The sequence below is a fragment of the Paragemmobacter amnigenus genome, assembly GCF_009908265.2.
GTDB classification, from domain to species: Bacteria; Pseudomonadota; Alphaproteobacteria; order Rhodobacterales; family Rhodobacteraceae; genus Paragemmobacter; species Paragemmobacter amnigenus.
The window spans coordinates 163,119-182,781 of sequence record NZ_JAAATX020000007.1; the positions used below are offsets into that span (position 1 = coordinate 163,119).

The following is a 19,663-nucleotide window of genomic DNA, read 5'->3' on the forward strand; positions in this document are numbered from 1 at the left end:
AGTATGGCCCCCGTTCAAACCTGGACAAAAACAAAGGGCGGCGCCGGTATGCGCCGCCCTTCGATACTGCCTTATGTGCTCTGCTCAGCTGCAGCCCGAGGTGCCGCCGCAGGTGTTGCACTTCATGCAGGTGCCGTTGCGGACCAACGTATAGTTGCCGCATTCGCCACAGGGGTCGCCCTCGTAGCCCTGCATCTTGGCCTTGGTGCGGGCGTCCATGCTGACGGTGCCGGTGGCCAGCGCCGTGGTCGACTCGGCCACCACCGCCGAAAAGGCCGTGGCATCGGCATTGGTCTGGAAGGCCGTCGCCGCGCCGCCCTGGAACACCACCAGTTCCTGCGGCAGACGCTTGCGCAGATAGCCGGTCGAGGAGATCGACTTCAGCATCTCGATCGATTTCGAGGCGGCCGTATCGCTGACTTCCCCGAAGTTGCGCTTGCCCTCGTCATCGCCGCGGCCCAGATCGTCAAAGGCCGCACCCTGCGGTTTGACATGGGCAAGGTCCGTGCGGTCCAGATAGCTGATCGCCAGTTCGCGGAAGATATAGTCGAGGATCGAGGTCGCGTTCTTGATCGAGTCGTTGCCCTGCACCATGCCCGCCGGTTCGAAGCGGGTGAAGGTGAAGGCCTCCACGAATTCCTCCAGCGGGACGCCATATTGCAGGCCCACGGACACGGCGATGGCGAAGTTGTTCATCATCGCGCGGAAGCCTGCACCTTCCTTGTGCATGTCGATGAAGATCTCGCCCAGACGCCCGTCGCCATATTCGCCGGTCCGCAGATAGACCTTGTGACCGCCGACGATGGCCTTCTGGGTATAGCCCTTGCGACGCTCGGGCAGCTTTTCGCGGTGGGTGCGGATGATCTCCTTCACCACGATCTTCTCGACGATCTTTTCGGCCAGAACGGCGGCCTTTTCCTGTGCCGAACCGGTGGCGAGGATTTCCTCGGCCTCTTCGTCATCCTCGACCAGCGCCGCCGCCAAGGGCTGCGACAGCTTCGACCCGTCGCGATAGAGCGCGTTGGCCTTGATGCCCAGCGAATGCGACAGTTCATAGGCCGCCAGCGTTTCCGCAATGGTGGCCGAGTTCGGCATGTTGATCGTCTTGGAGATCGCGCCCGAGATGAAGGACTGCGCGGCAGCCATCATGTGGATGTGGCTTTCCACCGACAGATAGCGCGTGCCCTTCTTGCCGCAGGGGTTGGCGCAGTCGAAGACCGGATAGTGTTCCGGCTTCAGGAAGGGCGCGCCTTCCAGCGTCATGGTCCCGCAGACATGGTCGTTGGCGGCGTCGATCTGGGCTTTGGTAAAGCCGAGGTGACGCAGCAGGTCGAAGGTCGGGTCCGCCAGTTTCTCGGCCGGAATGCCCAGCGTGCCCTTGCAGAACTCTTCCCCCAGCGTCCACTGGTTGAACACAAAGCGGATGTCGAAGGCCGACGGCAGCGCCGCATCAATCTTTTCCAGCTCGCGCGGGCCAAAGCCGTGGCCGATCAGCGCGGTCGGGTTGATGCCGGGGCAGTTGCCGATGGACCCGTGGCCCACGGCATAGGCCACGATCTCGGCGATCTGGGACGAGGAATAGCCCAGCGTTTCCAGCGCGGCAGGAACCGACTGGTTGATGATCTTGAAGTAGCCGCCACCGGCCAGCTTCTTGAACTTCACCAGCGCGAAGTCCGGCTCGATCCCCGTCGTGTCGCAGTCCATGACCAGACCGATGGTCCCCGTGGGGGCGATCACGGTCGTCTGGGCGTTGCGGTAGCCATGCGCCTCACCCAGGCTCAGCGCCTCGTCCCAGGCGGATTTCGCAAGGGAAACAAGCGTTTGATCGGGGCAGTTCACCTGATCCAGCGCGACGGGGTTGACGTTGACCTGCTCGTAACCCGCAGTCTCGCCATAGGCGGCGCGGCGGTGGTTGCGGATCACGCGCAGCATGTGCTTGGCATTGCGCTGGTAGCCCGGGAAGGCACCCAGTTCGGAGGCCATTTCCGCCGAGGTGGCATAGGTGATGCCCGTCATGAGCGCGGTCAGCGCCCCGCAGAGCGCGCGGCCCTCCTTGCTGTCATAGCCGAGGCCCATGTTCATCAGCAGGCCGCCGATATTGGCATAGCCAAGGCCCAGCGTGCGGAAGTCATAGGAGAGCTGCGCGATTTCCTTCGACGGGAACTGCGCCATCATCACCGAAACTTCCAGCGTCACCGTCCACAGACGGGTGGCGTGGATATAGGCATCCGCGTCGAACTTGCCGTCCTTGTAGAAGGTCAGCAGGTTCATCGACGCAAGGTTGCAGGCCGTGTCGTCAAGGAACATGTATTCCGAGCAGGGGTTCGATCCGCGGATCGGCCCGTCCTCGGGGCAGGTGTGCCAGGCGTTGACGGTGTCGTGGAACTGGATGCCCGGGTCTGCGCAGGCCCATGCAGCATGGCCCACCTGATCCCACAGCTCGCGCGCCTTGATGGTCTTGGCGGTCTTGCCGTCCGTGCGGCGGATCAGCGCCCAGTCCTCGTCGTTCTTCACGGCGTTCAAGAAGGCATCCGTCACGCGGACCGAGTTGTTCGAGTTCTGGCCCGAAACGGTGATGTAGGCCTCGGAATCCCAGTCCACATCATAGGTGGGGAATTCGATCGAGGTGAAGCCCTGCTTTGCATATTGCAGGATGCGGTTGGTGTAGGTGTCGGGGATCATGGCCTTCTTGGCCGATTTGATCGCCGCCTTCAGCGCCGCGTTCTTGGCCGGATCGACCGAATCCTCGGCCGAACCGTCCCACTGGCGGATCGCCGCGAAGATCTCGTTCAGCTTCAGCTCATGCGCCTTGGACCCGGCGACGAGAGAGGCGACCTTCTGCTCCTCGATCACCTTCCAGTTGATGAACTGTTCGATATCGGGGTGATCCATGTCGCAGATCACCATCTTGGCCGCGCGGCGCGTGGTGCCGCCCGACTTGATCGCACCCGCCGCGCGGTCGCCGATCTTGAGGAAGCCCATCAGGCCCGAGGATTTGCCGCCGCCCGACAGTTTCTCTCCCTCGCCGCGCAGCGACGAGAAGTTCGTACCTGTGCCCGAGCCGTATTTGAACAGACGTGCCTCACGGACCCAGAGGTCCATGATCCCGCCTTCGTTCACCAGATCGTCGCTGACAGACTGGATGAAGCAGGCATGGGGCTGCGGATGCTCATAGGCGGAGTCCGACTTCGTCAGCTTGCCCGTCTGGTAATCGACGTAGAAATGCCCCTGCGACGGGCCGTCGATGCCATAGGCCCAGTGCAGGCCGGTGTTGAACCACTGGGGCGAGTTCGGCGCGGCCATCTGGCGGGCCAGCATGTAGCGCATCTCGTCGAAATAGGCACGAGCGTCGGATTCGGTGGTGAAATAGCCGCCCTTCCAGCCCCAATAGGCCCAGGCCCCGGCCAGACGGTCGAAGACCTGCTTGGCCGAGGTTTCGCCGGTGAACCGTTCGCCCTCGGGCAGGTCGGCCAGCGCCGCCTCGTCGGGGACCGAGCGCCACAGGAATTCGGGCACGCCCTTTTCCTTCACGCGCTTCAGACGCGCGGGAACGCCTGCCTTGCGAAAGTATTTCTGGGCCAGAACGTCCGAGGCGACCTGGCTCCAGCCTTCGGGAACCTCGACCGCCTCGTTGCGGAAGACGACCTTGCCGTCGGGGTTGCGGATTTCGGAGGTGGTGGTCGAAAAGGCCATCGCGCCATAGGCGCCGGTTGCCTCAGAGGTAAACTTGCGTTCGATCTTCATCGCTGCCCCGTCTCCAAATTCTTGCGGGGCCTGCGCCCCGTCCGGTTAAATCCCATCGCGGCAGGCAAAGCTTTTCCGTCCCTGCCCCAAGGGGGCAGGACCGCGGCATCCTGACCGATGCCGAACCCATGGTTGACTGAATGCCTTGCCTGTCAGACTGCCACTACATCTTGTGGCCTCACCGCTCACGTCGTCAAACTGTCGTAAACCTTGATCACGTTCAACGGGAATTTTTGGGGTTCCATGGTGATTTTCCGCTTGACGGTTTTCGTGCCACAGGGGCCGTGTCGGCACTCCGGCTGTGGACAGACCGGTGGATGATCGCGGGGATGGTGAAGGGAAATCCGCGAATTCTTGCGCGTTGGGGATGGTTTGGCACCGCAGGCTCAGCATGCGTGTGAATTGCGCCGGCGCGCGCCCTGCCCCGCGAAGCCGATTCTCAGCGCCGGTTGATCAGCACGATCCCCGCGCCGACCAGCGCGGCCGAGGCCACAAGGGAGGGCGTCACCGACTCACCAAGGAACATCCAGCCCAGAAAGATCGCAAGCACAGGGGTCAGAAAGGAAAAGCTCGCCACTGTCGCGGCCGGATAGACGGAAAGCAGCCAGAGCCAGCCGATGAAGCCCCCCGCCACGACGATAGAGGACTGAAAGACCAGACCCACAATATGTAGGGGTTCCAGATCCCGGATCAGCGGACCGAAAAGCGGCGCGGCCAGCAACAGGATCGGGGCCGATACCAGCACCATCCAAAACAGCTGCATCTCGGCCCCGATGTCCCGCAGCCGCGAGGCGCGCGCCACCATGGCCGTGGCGGCCCACCCCAACGCACCGCCAAGCGCCAGCAGATCGCCTGCAAGGCTGCCCCCTTCCAGCCCCGCCGCCCCCGAGCGCGACAGGATCGCCAGCGCCGTGCCCCCGAAGGCAAGCGCCAGCCCGATGCCCCGCAGCCGCGTGATCCGCTCGCCCGGCAGGGCGACATGGGCCATCAGGGCAAACCAGACCGGCATCGAATAGAAGATGACCGAGGCACGGCTCACCGCCGTCAGATCGAGCGCGAGGAACAGGCACAGGAATTCCGCCGCAAAGACGGTGCCGATCAGAAGGCCGGGCAGGATATGGTCGCGTCGCAGCACGGGCGGCCGCCCCCGCCAGACAAGCCAGCCGCCCACGAACAGGATCGCCAGAGCCGAACGCGCCCCCGCAAAGAAGACAGGTTGCAGACCCGCATTCACCCATTTCACGATGATCTGGTTGAACGCCAGAAGCAGCGTCACCCCGAAGAGCGCCGAAACCCCGAAGGCATCCAGCCTGTCCCTGCGCGCCATCCGCGTCCCCTGCCCGCCCGTGCCACCCGTCCGTCCCGCAAGACCCTGCGGCGCATTCCCCGCAGGCGCAAGCCGTGGGAACCATTTGAGAATCGTTAGCACTGGAACCGAAGGGGGATGATCCCGTAAACCCCAATCAAGGGAACGTGAATGAGGCAGGAGATGGCGGATATCATCGCCCGCTGCGAGGCCAAGGGCCTGCGCATGACAGACCAGCGCCGCGTCGTCGCGCGTGTCATCGGGGACTCGGACGATCACCCCGACGTCGAAGAACTCTATTCCCGCGCGGCCAAGGTCGATCCCCGAATCTCCATCGCCACCGTTTACCGGACCGTAAAACTGTTCGAAGAGGCGGGGATACTGGACAAGCTGGAATTCGGCGACGGCCGTGCACGGTATGAGGATGCCGAGCGCGACCACCACGACCACCTGATCGACGTGAATTCCGGCGACGTGATCGAATTCGTCGACCCCGAGATCGAGGCGCTGCAGGAACGGATCGCGGCGCGGCTCGGCTACAAGCTGGTGGGGCACCGTCTGGAACTGCTTGGCGTTCCGGTCAAGAAATCCTGACCTTGGACCAGTCTGCATCGAATCTCCGCGGCATCGCGCTGATGGTCGCGGCGATGGCGCTTTTCGCGGTCGAGGACATGTTCCTCAAGATTGCCGCCGCCGATCTGCCGGTGGGGATGGTGATCTTCGTGGCGGGGGCCTTCGGCGCGCCGGTCTTTGTCCTCATGGCACGGACCGAAGGGAGGCGGACCTTTACCCGCGCCGCGCTCCACCCTGCCGCCTTGGCCCGCAACGGGGGCGAGATGGCGGCAACCTTCGCCTATATCAACGCCTTGGCCGTGGTGCCGCTGTCCACCGTCTCGGCCGTGTTGCAGGCGCTGCCGCTGGCCGTGACGCTGGGCGCGGCGCTGTTCCTGCGCGAAACGGTGGGCTGGCGGCGCTGGCTGGCCATCGCGGTGGGTTTCGGTGGCGTGATGGTGGTGATCCGGCCGGGCTTTGACGGCTTTCGCCCCGAGGCGCTGTGGGTGCTGGTCACCGTGGCGGGACTGGCACTGCGCGATCTGGCGACGCGGGCGATCCCGCGCGACTGCTCCTCGGCGCAGGTGTCGGCATGGGGGCTTTTGTCGGTCGCGCTGCTGGGTCTTTTGATGATGATCCCCGGCGGGGCGGTGATGCCCGAACCGGTGCAGGCGGCCACCCTCTTTGGTGCCGTGATCTTCGGCACGGTCGGCTATTGGCTGGTCGTCTCCGCCTCGCGCACGGGCGAGGTCGCGGTTGTGGCGCCGTTCCGCTACACGCGCCTTGTCTTTGCCATCGCCATCGGCTGGGGCGTCTTTGCCGAAACGCCAGATGCGCCGATGCTGCTGGGGGCGGCCATGATCATCGGCTCCGGCCTTTACGCGCTGGCCCGCGAGCGCGCGCGCAAACGTGCCCTTTCCTTGCAGGGCGGCAGCGTTTAAAGCGGCGGACGAGAGCACCCATCGTTCCGTCAGGGAGGCAGTTACGCCCATGAGCACGATCATCGACATCCACGCCCGCGAGATCCTCGACAGCCGCGGCAATCCCACCGTCGAGGTGGACGTCCATCTGGAAAGCGGCGCCATGGGCCGTGCGGCGGTTCCCTCGGGCGCATCGACCGGCGCGCATGAGGCGGTGGAACGCCGCGATGGTGACAAGGCGCGCTACAAGGGCAAAGGCGTGCTGGAGGCAGTGGCCGCCGTCAATGGCGAGATTGCCGAAGAAATCGTTGGATTCGATGCACTTGAGCAGGTCGGCATCGACCGCACCATGATCGAGATGGACGGCACGCCGAACAAGGGCCGTCTGGGCGCGAATGCCATCCTGGGCGTGTCGCTGGCCGTGGCCAAGGCCGCGGCGGAACATACCGGCCAGCCGCTGTTCCGCTATGTGGGCGGCACGTCGGCCCGTGTCCTGCCGGTGCCGATGATGAACATCATCAATGGCGGCGAACATGCCGACAACCCGATCGACATCCAGGAATTCATGATCATGCCGGTGGGTGCCGAGAACATCCGCGACGCGATCCGCATGGGGTCCGAGGTGTTCCACACCCTGAAGAAAGAGCTTCAGAATGCGGGCCACAACACCGGGATCGGCGATGAGGGCGGCTTTGCGCCCAACCTGAACTCTGCCCGCGATGCGCTTGATTTCATTCTGAAATCCATCGAAAAGGCGGGATATCGTCCGGGCGAGGATATCTATCTGGCGCTGGACTGCGCGGCGACCGAATACTTCAAGGGCGGCCGGTATGAGATGAAGGGCGAGGGCAAGTCGCTGTCCATCGCCGAGAATGTCGATTTCCTTGCCGGTCTGGCCGCCGACTATCCGATCATCAGCATCGAGGATGGCTGTTCCGAGGATGACTGGGAGGGCTGGAAGCTGCTGACCGACCGTCTGGGCGGCAAGATCCAGCTGGTGGGCGACGACCTGTTCGTGACCAATCCGCGCCGTCTGGCCGAAGGGATTTCAAAGGGTTGCGCGAATTCGATGCTGGTCAAGGTGAACCAGATCGGGTCGCTGACCGAAACGTTGCAGGCCGTCGATATGGCCCATCGCGCGCGCTATACCAACGTGATGTCGCACCGGTCGGGCGAGACGGAGGATGCCACGATTGCCGATCTGGCGGTGGCCACCAATTGCGGGCAGATCAAGACCGGATCGCTGTCGCGGTCGGACCGTCTGGCGAAATACAACCAGCTGATCCGGATCGAGGAGATGCTGGGCGAGACGGCGGAATATGCGGGCCGGTCCATCCTGAAGGGCTGACCGGTCGTACCGCCGGCTGTGCCGACGGTTGTGCAGACAGCTGTACATACGCAGCGCACGGTCGCAACGGGCCATCGGCAATGCCGGTGGCCCGTTTCCGTTTCACCCGAAGAAGCGCGCGGGGCGGAAGGGGGCAAGCTCGGGCCGGTCGCCCTGCCCCGTCAGTTCGGCGGCCATGAGGTCGGCCACCACGGCGGCCAGCGTCGCGCCGGAATGCATCACGGCCATGGAGAGGCCGTCGGTTACGGGGCCGATGGCGGGCAGGCCGTCGGGCGGGACGGGACGGTCGGCCAGCATCAGCGCATCGGGGCGGATGTCGGCGGCGGGCAGAAGCGCGCGCAGGCGTGACAGGGTGTCGTCCATCGCCCCCTGCGGGTCGGGCGGGGTGTCGGCGCTGTCGGACTGATGCGCGGCGGCGGCGGGGGCGATGAGGTGGCCGGAGGGGAGTTGGCGCACCTCCTGCCATGGCGTGGCGAGGATGTGGTTCAGGACCCGAGGCAGGGGCTGGCTGCGGAAGATCGCGCCGGGGCGGTGCAGCATCGGGAATGGCAGGCCGAGGGGGGCGAGCAGCGCAGGCGTGCCGGTGCCGGTGGCGAGGAGCGTGTGGTGGGCGGTGATCTGCCCCGACGCGGTGCGGATGCCGGTGACGCGGCGGTCGTCATGGATCAGCGCGGCGGGGCCGGTGCCGGTGATGACCTGCGCCCCCTGCGCGGTGGCGGCCGAGAGGAGCCGCGCGGTCAGCGCGGGCAGGTCGAGCGCGGATTCGGTCGGGAAGAGCAGCGCGCGGTCGGGCGGCGCGGCTAGGGCGGGCTCAAAGGCGGCGATCCCCGCGCGGTCGAGGAGGCGCAGGGGATAGCCGAGGTCGGCGAGCGTGTCGCGGGTTGTGTCGAAGGCGTCACCCTGATCCTCGTACCACAGGCAGCCCTGAGGGGTGGCGGTCAGGCCCAGTTCGGCGGCAAGGGCGCGGTGGGCGGCCATGCCGGCAAGGCGCAGGTGGTAATGGGCGGGGGTCAGGTGGAAGCTGGCATTCACCCAGCCGAAGCTGCGGCCCGAAGCACCGCTGGCGGGGGGCATGGCATCGACCACGGTGACGGATGCGCCGAGCGTCGTGAGGCGGTGGGCCAGTGCCGCGCCGATGATGCCTGCGCCGAGGATGAGGAAGCGGGGTTGCATGGGTCCTCCCTTGCGCCGCAATCTGGCAGGGCTTGGCGTCGGGGGGAAGCATGGATCAGGCGGAACGCATCATCGCGGAACTGGGATTGCAGCCGCATCCCGAGGGCGGCTGGTACCGCGAGACATGGGCCGCGCCCGAGGTCGCGGGCCGCGCGGCGGGGACTGCGATCTATTTCCTGCTGCGCGCGGGCGAGCGGTCGCATTGGCACCGCGTGGATGCGGGCGAGGTCTGGCTGTGGCATGCGGGGGCGCCGCTGGATCTGCTGATGGCGGCGACGGAGGCGGGGCCTTTGTCCGTCACGCGGCTGGGTGGCGATGTTTTGGGCGGGGAGCGGCCGCAGGCGGTGGTGCCTGCGGGGTGGTGGCAGGCGGCCGAGGCGCGCGAGGGCTGGGCGCTGGTGAGTTGCTGCGTCGCGCCGGGGTTCCGGTTCGCGGGGTTCGAACTGGCGGCGGCGGGGTTCACCATCGGCGGGCGCTGAGGCGAAGTCTGGCGCAGAAACCGGCGGGAGGCGGGCGCGCGAGGCCGCATTATTGGATGACCTCTAGCTCATAATTTTTGACTATTGCTACCGTCACAATTCCGCATTGGCGCTTTGTGCAGCAAGCCGTTAGCACGGGGGGCATGAGCGATCCCGTCCCCACCCCGCCAAAGAACGAGGACAGCCCGAAGGGGTTGGTCCTTGCCGTGACCGCCTATCTGATGTGGGGGTTCCTGCCGCTTTACATGAAGGCGCTGGCCGACGTGCCGGTGCTGGAGGTGCTGGCCCATCGCGTGCTGTGGTCGGTGCCGGTGGCGGGGGCGATCCTGATCTGGCTGGGGCGGACGCGGGATCTGCAGACGGCGCTGCGGTCGCCGCGGATGATCGGGATGGCGGCGCTGACGGCGGGGCTGATCTCGGTCAACTGGGGGATCTATGTCTGGTCGATCCAGTCGGGGCAGGCGCTGGAGGCGGCGCTGGGCTATTACATCAACCCGCTGTTTTCCATCTTTCTGGGGCGCGTGCTACTGGGCGAGCGGATGAGCCGCGCGCAGGGGGCGGCGATCGCGCTGGCCGCGCTGGCGGTGGCGGTGCTGACATGGGAGGCGGGGCGGGTGCCGGTCATCGCGCTGGGCCTGACGGTCAGTTGGGGGTTCTATGCCTATCTGAAAAAGCGCCTGCCGCTGGGGCCCAATCAGGGCTTCATGCTGGAGGTGCTGATCCTGTCGCCGCTAGCGGCGGGGTGGCTGGTCTGGATCGGCGCGCAGGGGACGATGGTCTTTGGCGCGGATGCGTGGCTGACGGCGCTCCTGCTCTGCGCGGGGGTGGTGACGGCGGTGCCCTTGATGATCTATGCCAACGGGGCAAAGCTCTTGCGCCTGTCGACCATCGGCATCCTGCAATATATCGCGCCGACGATGATCTTCCTGACGGCGGTTCTGGTGTTTGACGAACCTTTCGGGATGGCGCGGGCGGTGGCTTTTCCGATGATCTGGGCGGCGCTGGTCATCTATACGGGGTCGATGATCCGGCGGAAGTAGGCGATGCACCTGCCCGCACGGGGTATTTGCGCCGGGATGAAGGGGCGGGTCAGTCGGGATGGCTGACCTTGCCGCCGCCGACGAGGGCGGCGACGCCCGTGGTGGCGGGGCCCGAGGTGGGCAGGCCGCGCGCGACGCGGACGGCGAGGAAGGCGAAGGCCTGCGCTTCCAGCATGTCGCCGTTCAGGCCTGCGGCTTCGACGGGTTCGACATCCGCGCGCAGGCGGGTGGCGAGTTCGGCCATGAGGGCCGCGTTGTGGCGGCCCCCGCCGGTGACGAGGAGGCGGGTGACGGGCACGGGGAAATGTTCCGCCCCCCGCGCCACGGCGGCGGCGGCGGCGGCGGTCAGGGTGGCGGCGGCGTCTTCGAGCGTGAGGTTGCCCACATCGAGCGCGGCGTGGAAATCGTTGCGGTCGAGCGATTTGGGCGGCATCCGGTGGAAGAAGGGATGGGCGAGGAAGGCGGCGAGGCGGTCTTCGTCCGGCCTGCCCCTGAGGGCGGTTTCGCCGCCGGGGTCGAGCGGTTGGCCCGTGCGGGCCTGCATCAGGTCGTTCAGCGGCGCATTGGCGGGGCCGGTGTCGAAGGCCAGAAGCGCGCCGTGGGATTCGGGGGCGGGCTGGCGCGGGTCGATCCATGTGACATTGCCCACGCCGCCGAGGTTGAGGATGGCAAGCGGCCGGTCTGCGCCGATATGGCGGGCACAGGCGAAGTGGAAGAAGGGGGCAAGCGGCGCGCCCTGCCCGCCCAAGGCCACATCCGCCGTGCGGAAGTCCCAGACCACGGGCAGGCCGAGCGCGCGCGCCAGAAGCGCGCCGTCGCCCGTCTGGTGCGTGCCCCTGCCCCGCGGGTCATGGGCCAGCGTCTGGCCGTGGAAGCCGATGAGGTCGGCCCCCGAGAAGCGGCTGAGGAGTTCGGCATGGGCGGTTTCCACCACCTCTGCCGCTGCGGCCACGCCCTCCTCGCCCGGCCAGCGGCCAAGGGCGGCGCGGATCGTGGCCTGTTCGGCGGGGGTATAGGGGCGGAAGGCGGTGGGGCCGAAGTCGAGGATGCGTTCGCCATCGGTGAGCAGCATGGCCGCATCCACCCCGTCGAGCGAGGTGCCCGACATGGTGCCCAAGGCCCAGACCGCACCGCCTTTCAGCATCTTCCTTTCACTCCCGCTGCCCGCTATACCGCCAGCGCAGTTTAAAGCACGGGTGCCCCATGACCTACCATCCGAAATCCGACTTCATGCGCGTGATGATCGAGCGCGGCTATCTGGCCGACTGCACCGATTATCAGGCGCTGGACGAGGCGTTCCTGAAGGGGGTGGTTCCGGGCTATATCGGGTTCGATGCCACGGCGAAGTCGCTGCATGTCGGCAGCCTGATCCAGATCATGATGCTGCGCTGGTTGCAGAAATGCGGGGGCAAGCCCATCGTCCTGATGGGCGGGGGGACGACGAAGATCGGCGATCCGTCCTTCCGCGCCGAGGAACGCCCGCTGCTGACCGATGCCCAGATCGGCGAGAATATCGCGGGGATCAAGCGGGCCTTCACGCCTTACGTCACCTTTGGCGACGGGCCGAATGATGCGGTGATGGTGAACAATGCCGAATGGCTGGATGCGCTGAACTACATCGGTTTCCTGCGCGATATCGGGCGGCATTTTTCCGTCAACCGGATGCTGTCCTTTGAATCGGTGAAATCGCGGCTGGATCGCGAGCAGTCGCTGTCCTTCCTCGAATTCAACTACATGATCCTGCAGGCCTATGACTTTCTGGAGCTGCACCGCCGCTATGGCTGTCTGTTGCAGATGGGCGGGTCGGACCAGTGGGGCAATATCGTCAACGGCGTGGACCTGACGCGGCGGGTGATCGAGCACGAGGTTTACGGGCTGACCTCGCCGCTTCTGACCACGAGCGATGGCAAGAAGATGGGCAAAAGCCAGAATGGCGCGGTCTGGCTGAATGGCGATCTGCTGTCGCCTTACGAATTCTGGCAGTTCTGGCGGAATACGACGGATGCGGATGTGGGGCGGTTCCTGAAGCTTTATACCGAATTGCCGCTGGAGGAATGCAACCGTCTGGGGGCGCTGGCAGGGTCCGAGATCAACGCGGCCAAGATCGTGCTGGCCAATGCGGTGACGACCCTTCTGCACGGGGCCGAGGCTGCGGCGGCGGCAGAGGCCACGGCGCGGGAAGTGTTCGAGAAGGGCGGGATCGGGGACGACCTGCCCACCGTGGCGCTGACGGTTGCGGAAGTGGCCGAGGGCGTGGGGATCGTGCAGCTTTTCGTGCGCGCGGGGCTGTCGGCATCGGGCAAGGATGCCAAGCGGCTGATCGCCGAGGGCGGGGCCAAGGTGAATGACGAGATCGTCACCGATGCGGGTCTGCGCTTTGGCGCGGGCGATCTGGCCGAGCCTGTGAAGCTGACCGCGGGCAAGAAGCGCCATGCGCTGGTGGTGATCGGGTAAGGCAGCCCGAGGAGGGCGGCGGTGACGGGCGGACCGCGTCAGGCATTGCCTGACTTCCCTGCCCCCTGTCCCTGCCCCACCCTTGGCGGATGAATTATCAGGGTATCCTGTACCGCGCGGTCGATCCGAAATACTGGCACCGGCCGCTGTCGGGCGAAGGGGCCGCGGCGCAGGCGCAGCGGTTCAATGCGCGGGGTGTGCCCGCGCTTTATACCGCCGCCGATCCGCAGACCGTCCTGCGCGAGAAGATGCAGGAGGGGCTGCTGCAACCCTTGCTGATCGTGGCGATCCGGGCAGAGGCGGGGCTGCTGTTCGATGCGCGGGACGCGGCGGCGCTGGCGGAGTATGGCATGAGCCCGCACGAGATCGGGCAGGAGGACTGGCGGGACGAGGCCGCGCGCGAGGGCTTGTCGCAGGGCCAGCGTCTGGCCGAGGCGCTGCGTGCGGCGGGGTATCCGGGGATGGTGGTGCCCTCCTATGCCGAGGGGGCCACGGCGCGGGATGTGAACCTTGTCTTCTGGCGCTGGGGTGTAGCCGGGGGCGCGCGGCTGGAGGTGGTGGATGACGCGGGCTGCCTGCCGGCAGGGGCGCGGGCCTAGCCTTCCTCCAGCGCCTGCCAGCGGACGCGGATCAGGCCCGGTTCGGCGGCGAGGCGTTGCACGGCAAGTTCCAGCATGTCATCCGTCACGCCTTCGCCCGAGATGGTGGCGGAAAGCTCCAGCCCCTCGCCCCCCTCGCCCGCGGCGACGGCGATTTCCGACAGGTGCAGTCCGCCGATGGTGAGCGTGCGCAGGATGAGCGCGCGCACCGCCGCCTCCTGATCGGGGCGGCAGGAGATGGCGACGCGGAAGGCGCGCAGAAGGGGCGTGCCCGCGCGGGTCTTGCGCTTGATCCATTTGACGAGCGGGCGCAGGCCGAGGTTGACGAAAACCACGAGGCCCGTGAGGAGCAGCGCATGGGGCCATGCCCCCGCTCCCGACATCATGCCGACCGCCGCCGAACACCAGAGCGTGGCGGCCGTGTTCAGCCCGTGCACGTTGAAGCCGTCGCGGAAGATGATGCCCGCGCCGAGGAAGCCAATGCCGGACACGATCTGCGCGGCGACGCGGGTGGGGCTAACCTCGTCGGGGTAGAGGCCGGAGAAGACGACGAAGGCGGCGGCGCCGAGGGCGACGAGGGCATTGGTGCGAAGGCCCGCCATGCGCTGGCGCACCTGACGTTCGGACCCGATCACCGCCCCGCAGGCGAGCGCAACGGAGAGGTTCAGCGCGGCGATTTGCAGGGCGGGCGGGAAGATGGTCGACAGCATGGAACCCCCAGTCGGAAAGGCCCCATCATGGGGCGCGTTCCGTCATGTAACGGTTTTGTAACGACCAATGCGCGCCGGTTTTCGCCATCTGCCGTGGCGTCAGGTCAATCTTCCAGTTCCGCATCCCAGTAGAGGTAGTCCATCCAGCTTTCATGCAGGTGGTTGGGGGGAAATTTGCGGCCATGGGCCTGCATCTCTTCGGCCGTGGGCTGGCGCGGGGGGCGCATCAGGTGGAGGCCGGATTGTTTGAGGGTGCGCGAGCCCTTGCGCAGGTTGCAGGGGGAACAGGCGGCGACGACGTTTTCCCACGAGGTGATGCCGCCGCGCGAGCGGGGCAGGACGTGGTCGAAGGTGAGGTCCCCTTTCGCGCCGCAGTATTGGCAGGAGAATTCGTCCCGCAGAAAAAGATTGAAGCGCGTGAATGCCACGCGCTTCTGGGGTTTGACGTAATCTTTCAGGACGACGACCGAGGGTATGCGGAACTCCTGCCTCTGGCTGCGGACGGTGTGGTCGTATTCCGCGACGATCTGCACACGGTCGAGGACCGCCGCCTTGATCGCCTCTTGCCAGGGCCAGAGGCTGAGGGGGTAGTAACTGAGCGGGCGGTAATCGGCGTTGAGCACCAAAGCGGGGTAATGCTTCAGCGCCGCCGGATCGCGTACGAACTGTGTCCTGAAATCGCCGTCCATTCCTTGCGAGACTCCGCTTTCGACCTGCGGCCCAACCGACCCAGGGCGGGGAGCCCCGCCCCGACAGGCCCACTATATCTGGCGTTTCAGGTCTGGCAAGCCCAAGAGGCTGTGGTCACCTGTCACGTTCGCCTGAAGGGGTTTGTGGCAGGAAAGGGTGACAGGGGCGTGACGGTTCCGCCTGTTTGGTGGGCAGATCAGGCGTGTCCCCGTCCCGGGCTTGACCCGGGACCTCCGCTTCGGCGGGCGGTGCGGGCGGATATCGGGGCCCCGGGTCAAGCCCGGGGCGCGGGGTTTTCACAATAGAAAGGGGCGGCCCGGTTGCCCGGACCGCCCCGAAGTCAAGTGCGACCGCTCAATGCGCGGCTTCGACCGCGCGCTTGGTCAGCACCTTCACGAGGTTCGCGCGATAGGCGGGCGTGCCGTGCAGGTCGCCGATCATGCCGTCGGGCGACACCGTCAGCCCCGCCACGCTGGAGGCGGCGAAGTTGGCCGAGAGGGCCTTTTCCGCCTCGGTCCAGCGGAAGACGCCGTCATTCGACGCCCCCGTCACCGCCACCCGCACGCCGTCTGCGAATTTCGCGACGAAGACGGCGGTCAGGGCAAAGCGGCTGGCGGGCTGGTTGAACTTCACATAGGCGGCCTTCTGCGGCACGGGGAAGGTCACGCCGGTGATGATCTCGCCCTCTTCCAGCGCGGTGGTGAACATGCCCTGGAAGTAGTCGTCAGCCGCGATCTTGCGCCGGTTCGTCACGATGGTGGCACCGGAACCCAGCGTGCCTGCCGGATAGCAGGCGGCGGGGTCGTTGTTGGCAAGGCTGCCGCCGATGGTGCCGCGGTTGCGGACCGCCGGATCGCCGATGCCGCCCGCGAGTGCGGCCAGCGCCGGATAATGGGCGGCGGCCTCTTTCGCCACGGTGGCATGGGTGGTGGCCGCGCCGATGGACAGGCCGTCCGCCCCCATGCAGACACCCTTCATCTCGGCAATCCCCGTGAGGGAGACGAGCGTGGCAGGTGCCGCAAGGCGCTGTTTCATCGTGGGCGTGAGCGTCTGGCCGCCCGAAAGGGCCTGCGCCCCCTCGGCCGACAGGGCCTTGACCGCATCCGCGATGGTCGAGGGTTTCACGAAGTCGAAGTTATGCATGTGCGTTCCCCTCTCAGCCGTTGATCGCCTGCCAGACGCGCGAGGGCGAAACCGGCATGTCGATATGTTTGACGTGGGTCATCCCGCCCCTGTGCAGGGCGTCGATCACCGCGTTGACGACCGCCGGAGGCGAGCCGATGGCCCCCGCCTCGCCGCAGCCTTTGACGCCCAGCGGGTTGTGGGTGCAGGGCGTGATGCAGGAATGGTCCACCGTGTAGAACGGCACGTCATCCGCGCGCGGCATGGCGTAATCCATGTAGGAGGCAGTCAGGAGCTGGCCGTTCTCGTCATAGGTGGTGTTTTCCAGCAGGGCCTGCCCGATCCCCTGCCCCACGCCGCCATGGACCTGCCCCTCGACGATCATCGGGTTCATCACGTTGCCGAAGTCGTCGGCGCAGGTGAAGGAGGCGATGTCCACCTTGCCGGTTTCGGGGTCGACCTCGACCTCGCACAGGTAGGCGCCGGCGGGATAGGTGAAGTTCGCCGGATCGTAGAAGGCCGTCTCTTCAAGGCCGGGTTCCAGCGTCTCGAGCGGGTAGTTGTGCGGGACATAGGCCGAGAAGGCGATCTCGCCGAAGGTCTTGGCCTTGTCGGTGCCCGCGACCGAGAACTTGCCGTCGGCAAAGACGATGTCGTTCTCGGAAGCTTCGAGCATGTGGGCCGCGATCTTCTTGCCCTTGGCGATGATCTTGTCGACAGCCTTGGACATGGCCGATCCGCAGACCGCCAGCGAGCGCGAGCCGTAGGAGCCCATGCCGAAGGGGATCTTCGAGGTGTCGCCGTGGACGATCTCGATCTGCGATTCCGCGATGCCCAGCTTTTCGGCCACCACTTGTGCAAAGACCGTCTCGTGGCCCTGACCGTGGCTGTGGGCACCGGTCATCACGCTGATCGTTCCGGTGGCGTTCACGCGGACGGTGGCGGCGTCGTAAAGGCCCACGCGCGAGCCGAGGACGCCGACGAGGTTCGAGGGCGCGATGCCGCAGGCCTCGATCCAGGTGGAAAGCCCCATGCCGCGCAGCTTGCCCTTGGCCTTGGAGGCCGCGGCGCGCTTGTCGAAGCCTGCCACGTCGGCCAGGTCGATCAGCTTGTCCAGCGTCGCCTGATAGTTGCCGGTGTCATACACAAGGCCCACGGGCGTGGTGTAGGGGAACTGGTCCGGCTGGATCAGGTTCTTGCGGCGCACCTCGAACGGGTCGAGGTTCAGCTCGCGGCACATCTTGTCGATGATGCGTTCAAGGCTGAAGGTCGCCTCGGGACGGCCCGCGCCGCGATAGGCGTCGACGGGGGCGGTGTTTGTGAAGACGGTCTTCACGTTCACATAGACATGCGGCACCTTGTAGGGACCGGCCATCAGCGTGCCGTGCAGGAAGGTCGGCGTCGCGGTCGAGAAGTTCGACAGGTACGCGCCGACATTGGCCAGGGTTTCCGTGCGGATGGCAAGGATTTCGCCGTCCTTGGTGCTGGCCAGTTCGATCCTGGTCACATGGTCGCGGCCATGGGCGTCGGAGAGGAAGCTTTCCGTCCGTTCCGCCGTCCAGCGCACGGGACGGGCCAGTTTCTTGGCCGCGGCCAGAACCACCGCCTCTTCGCCGTAGTGATAGATCTTGGACCCGAAACCGCCGCCCACGTCGGGAGCGACCACGGTCAGCTTGTTTTCCGGGATCCCGAGGACGAAGGCACCGACCAGAAGCCGCGTCAGGTGCGGGTTCTGCGAGGTGGTGGTCAGCTTGTAGTCGCCCGTGCCGGGGTAATATTCCCCGATGGAGGAGCGCGGCTCCATCGCGTTGGGCACGAGGCGGTTGTTGACCAGTTCCAGCGTGGTGATGTGCGGGGCCTTCTCGAAGGCCGCGTTCACGGCGGCGCGGTTGTCCTCGATCCAGCCCCAGTCGAAGCAGAGGTTGTCGGGGATCTCGTCATGCACGCGGTTCGAGGCGTCGGCCACGGCCTTCTTCATGTCGACGATGGCGGGCAGCTCCTCGATCTCGCTGTCATCAGCGAGCTGCTGGGCCGCGTCCTTGGCCTGGTTGTAGGTTTCCGCAATGACGGCGGCATAGGCGTCGCCCACATGGCGGACCTTGCCATGGGCGAGCACCGGACGCTTGGGTTCGCGCATCGGCGTGCCGTCGCGGCTGTTGATGAGCCAGCCTGCGGGGTTGCCGCCGACATCCTTGAAATCCTCGCCCGTGAAGATGGCAAGGACGCCCGGCATCTTGGCCGCGTTGGCGGTGTTGATCGACTTGATGCGCCCATGCGCCACGTTCGAGCGCACCATCACCGCATAGGTCTGGCCCGCAAGCGCGCTGTCATCGGTGTAGTATCCGCGCCCCGACAGGAAGCGCACGTCTTCGCGCCGCTTCGAGCTGGCGCCGATCCCGTGATCTTTCGGCATATAATTCCCTCCCTGAAACCGCTTTTATTCCGCCGCCAGTGCCGCGGCATCCTGACCGGATGCGGCCAGCACGGCCTTGACGATGTTGTGATAGCCGGTGCAGCGGCAGATGTTGCCTTCGAGATAGTGGCGGATCTCGGCCTCGGTCGGCTTGGGGTTTTCGGCCAGAAGCGCGGCCGAGGACATCACCATGCCGGGCGTACAGAACCCGCATTGCAGGCCGTGATGGTCCTGGAACGCCTGCTGGACGACCGAGAGCGAGCCGTCGGGGTTGTTCATCCCCTCGATCGTCTTGACCGTCGCGCCGTCCACGTCGGCGGCGAAGGTGGAGCAGGATTTGACGGCCTTGCCGTCGACATGCACCACGCAGGCCCCGCATTGCGAGGTGTCGCAGCCCACATGGGTGCCGGTCAGGCCCAGCCCTTCACGCAGGAAAGAGGAGAGCAGCGTGCGCCCCTCCACCTCGCGCGAGACGGTCTTGCCGTTCACGGTCATCGTGACTTTCGTCATTGTCGTCCTCCCTTGGACATCCCTGGGTAATTGGTTTGCGGTTCAGCCGATCAGACGCTTGAACCAGCCCTTCTTCTTTTCACCGCCCTCGGCAGTGTCTTCCTCGGCCCCCTCGTCCTGCGGGCCTTCGACGGCCTGCTGGAAGCGGGTAAAGAATTCGTCGGCCATCTTCTTGGCAAAGCCGTCGATGATGCGGCTGCCAAGCTGCGCGATCTTGCCGCCCACGCTGGCGTCGACCTCGTAGGAGAGCTTTGTGCCGCCCTCCATCGCTTCGAGCGTGACGACAGCGCCGCCCTTGGCGAAACCGGCAGGGCCACCCTTGCCTTCGCCGGAAATCTTCAGGCTTTTCCCTTCGATCCGGTCCGAGATGGTGACGGCGCCCTTGAAGGTGGCTTTGACGGGTCCGACCTTCTGGGTCACCGTCGCCTCGAATCCCTCGTCGGCATTGCCGGTCATGGACTCGCAGCCCGGGACGCAGTCCTTGAGCACATCGGGGTTCAGGATGGCGGCCCAGACGGTTGCGGGGTCTGCCTTGATCTCACGGTAATCACTCAGTTGCATCGCGGTCTCCTCACCTCGGCCGCAGATTAGGCGCAGCGGGGC

General features: G+C 66.1%; 17 protein-coding genes. 7 read left to right on the top strand and 10 right to left on the bottom strand.

The features are described 5' to 3' along the window. Positions 1 to 84 precede the first annotated feature (84 nt). Both GU927_RS11525 and GU927_RS11530 read right to left on the bottom strand, forming a co-directional pair. Complete coding sequence (locus tag GU927_RS11525; RefSeq protein WP_161762592.1) at positions 85 to 3,744, bottom strand: vitamin B12-dependent ribonucleotide reductase; 3,660 nt, start codon at positions 3,742 to 3,744, stop codon at positions 85 to 87. 439 nt (positions 3,745 to 4,183) lie between these two features. Then, a complete protein-coding gene (locus tag GU927_RS11530) occupies positions 4,184 to 5,071 on the bottom strand; it encodes a DMT family transporter (RefSeq protein ID WP_161762593.1) in 888 nt (295 codons plus the stop codon). A gap of 162 nt (positions 5,072 to 5,233) precedes the next feature. Between GU927_RS11530 and GU927_RS11535 the strand changes: the two genes are divergently transcribed. The 3 genes from GU927_RS11535 to eno are packed head-to-tail and all read left to right on the top strand — an operon-like array spanning position 5,234 to position 7,870. Next, entirely contained in the window at positions 5,234 to 5,644 is a 411-nt protein-coding gene (locus tag GU927_RS11535; protein WP_161762685.1) for a Fur family transcriptional regulator, read from the top strand. Between the two features lie 2 nt (positions 5,645 to 5,646). Next, positions 5,647 to 6,543 carry a DMT family transporter gene (locus tag GU927_RS11540; RefSeq protein ID WP_269770121.1) on the top strand — a complete coding sequence of 299 codons (897 nt, stop codon included), beginning with the start codon at positions 5,647 to 5,649 and terminating at the stop codon, positions 6,541 to 6,543. Positions 6,544 to 6,592: 49 nt separating this feature from the next. Beyond that, positions 6,593 to 7,870: a phosphopyruvate hydratase gene (gene eno, locus GU927_RS11545; protein ID WP_161762594.1), complete on the top strand. Its 1,278-nt coding sequence runs from the start codon at positions 6,593 to 6,595 to the stop codon at positions 7,868 to 7,870. Positions 7,871 to 7,972: 102 nt separating this feature from the next. On the opposite strand, the gene GU927_RS11550 is transcribed toward eno, so the two are convergent. Beyond that, entirely contained in the window at positions 7,973 to 9,043 is a 1,071-nt protein-coding gene (locus GU927_RS11550) for an NAD(P)/FAD-dependent oxidoreductase (RefSeq protein ID WP_161762595.1), read from the bottom strand. A gap of 50 nt (positions 9,044 to 9,093) precedes the next feature. Between GU927_RS11550 and GU927_RS11555 the strand changes: the two genes are divergently transcribed. Both GU927_RS11555 and rarD read left to right on the top strand, forming a co-directional pair. Beyond that, the gene (locus GU927_RS11555; RefSeq protein WP_161762596.1) at positions 9,094 to 9,522 is read left to right on the top strand and encodes a cupin domain-containing protein; all 429 of its coding nucleotides are present in this window, start codon (positions 9,094 to 9,096) and stop codon (positions 9,520 to 9,522) included. 143 nt (positions 9,523 to 9,665) lie between these two features. After that, positions 9,666 to 10,562, top strand: coding sequence for an EamA family transporter RarD (gene rarD / locus GU927_RS11560; protein ID WP_161762597.1), 897 nt, complete (start codon positions 9,666 to 9,668; stop codon positions 10,560 to 10,562). Positions 10,563 to 10,611: 49 nt separating this feature from the next. On the opposite strand, the gene GU927_RS11565 is transcribed toward rarD, so the two are convergent. Then, positions 10,612 to 11,706 carry an anhydro-N-acetylmuramic acid kinase gene (locus GU927_RS11565; RefSeq protein WP_161762598.1) on the bottom strand — a complete coding sequence of 365 codons (1,095 nt, stop codon included), beginning with the start codon at positions 11,704 to 11,706 and terminating at the stop codon, positions 10,612 to 10,614. Between the two features lie 59 nt (positions 11,707 to 11,765). Here GU927_RS11565 and tyrS point away from each other — a divergent pair, with 59 nt between their 5' ends. Next, positions 11,766 to 13,016, top strand: coding sequence for a tyrosine--tRNA ligase (gene tyrS, locus GU927_RS11570; protein ID WP_161762599.1), 1,251 nt, complete (start codon positions 11,766 to 11,768; stop codon positions 13,014 to 13,016). A gap of 89 nt (positions 13,017 to 13,105) precedes the next feature. Then, positions 13,106 to 13,615, top strand: coding sequence for an RES family NAD+ phosphorylase (locus GU927_RS11575; protein ID WP_161762600.1), 510 nt, complete (start codon positions 13,106 to 13,108; stop codon positions 13,613 to 13,615). Here the strand turns inward: GU927_RS11575 and GU927_RS11580 are convergent. From GU927_RS11580 to GU927_RS11605, 6 genes are all read right to left on the bottom strand, one after another. Next, positions 13,612 to 14,325, bottom strand: a complete 714-nt coding sequence (locus GU927_RS11580; protein WP_161762601.1) for an MgtC/SapB family protein — start codon at positions 14,323 to 14,325, stop codon at positions 13,612 to 13,614. The two genes, GU927_RS11575 and GU927_RS11580, sit on opposite strands and share 4 nt — an antisense overlap. A 104-nt stretch (positions 14,326 to 14,429) precedes the next feature. After that, complete coding sequence (locus tag GU927_RS11585; RefSeq protein ID WP_161762602.1) at positions 14,430 to 15,014, bottom strand: HNH endonuclease; 585 nt, start codon at positions 15,012 to 15,014, stop codon at positions 14,430 to 14,432. Positions 15,015 to 15,369: 355 nt separating this feature from the next. Beyond that, positions 15,370 to 16,158 carry an FAD binding domain-containing protein gene (locus GU927_RS11590; protein WP_161762603.1) on the bottom strand — a complete coding sequence of 263 codons (789 nt, stop codon included), beginning with the start codon at positions 16,156 to 16,158 and terminating at the stop codon, positions 15,370 to 15,372. Between the two features lie 13 nt (positions 16,159 to 16,171). Next, positions 16,172 to 18,550, bottom strand: coding sequence for a xanthine dehydrogenase family protein molybdopterin-binding subunit (locus GU927_RS11595; RefSeq protein WP_161762604.1), 2,379 nt, complete (start codon positions 18,548 to 18,550; stop codon positions 16,172 to 16,174). A 24-nt stretch (positions 18,551 to 18,574) separates the two neighbouring features. Next, complete coding sequence (locus tag GU927_RS11600) at positions 18,575 to 19,060, bottom strand: (2Fe-2S)-binding protein (RefSeq protein WP_161762605.1); 486 nt, start codon at positions 19,058 to 19,060, stop codon at positions 18,575 to 18,577. Between the two features lie 42 nt (positions 19,061 to 19,102). Further along, positions 19,103 to 19,621: a CoxG family protein gene (locus tag GU927_RS11605; RefSeq protein WP_161762606.1), complete on the bottom strand. Its 519-nt coding sequence runs from the start codon at positions 19,619 to 19,621 to the stop codon at positions 19,103 to 19,105. Positions 19,622 to 19,663 lie beyond the last annotated feature (42 nt).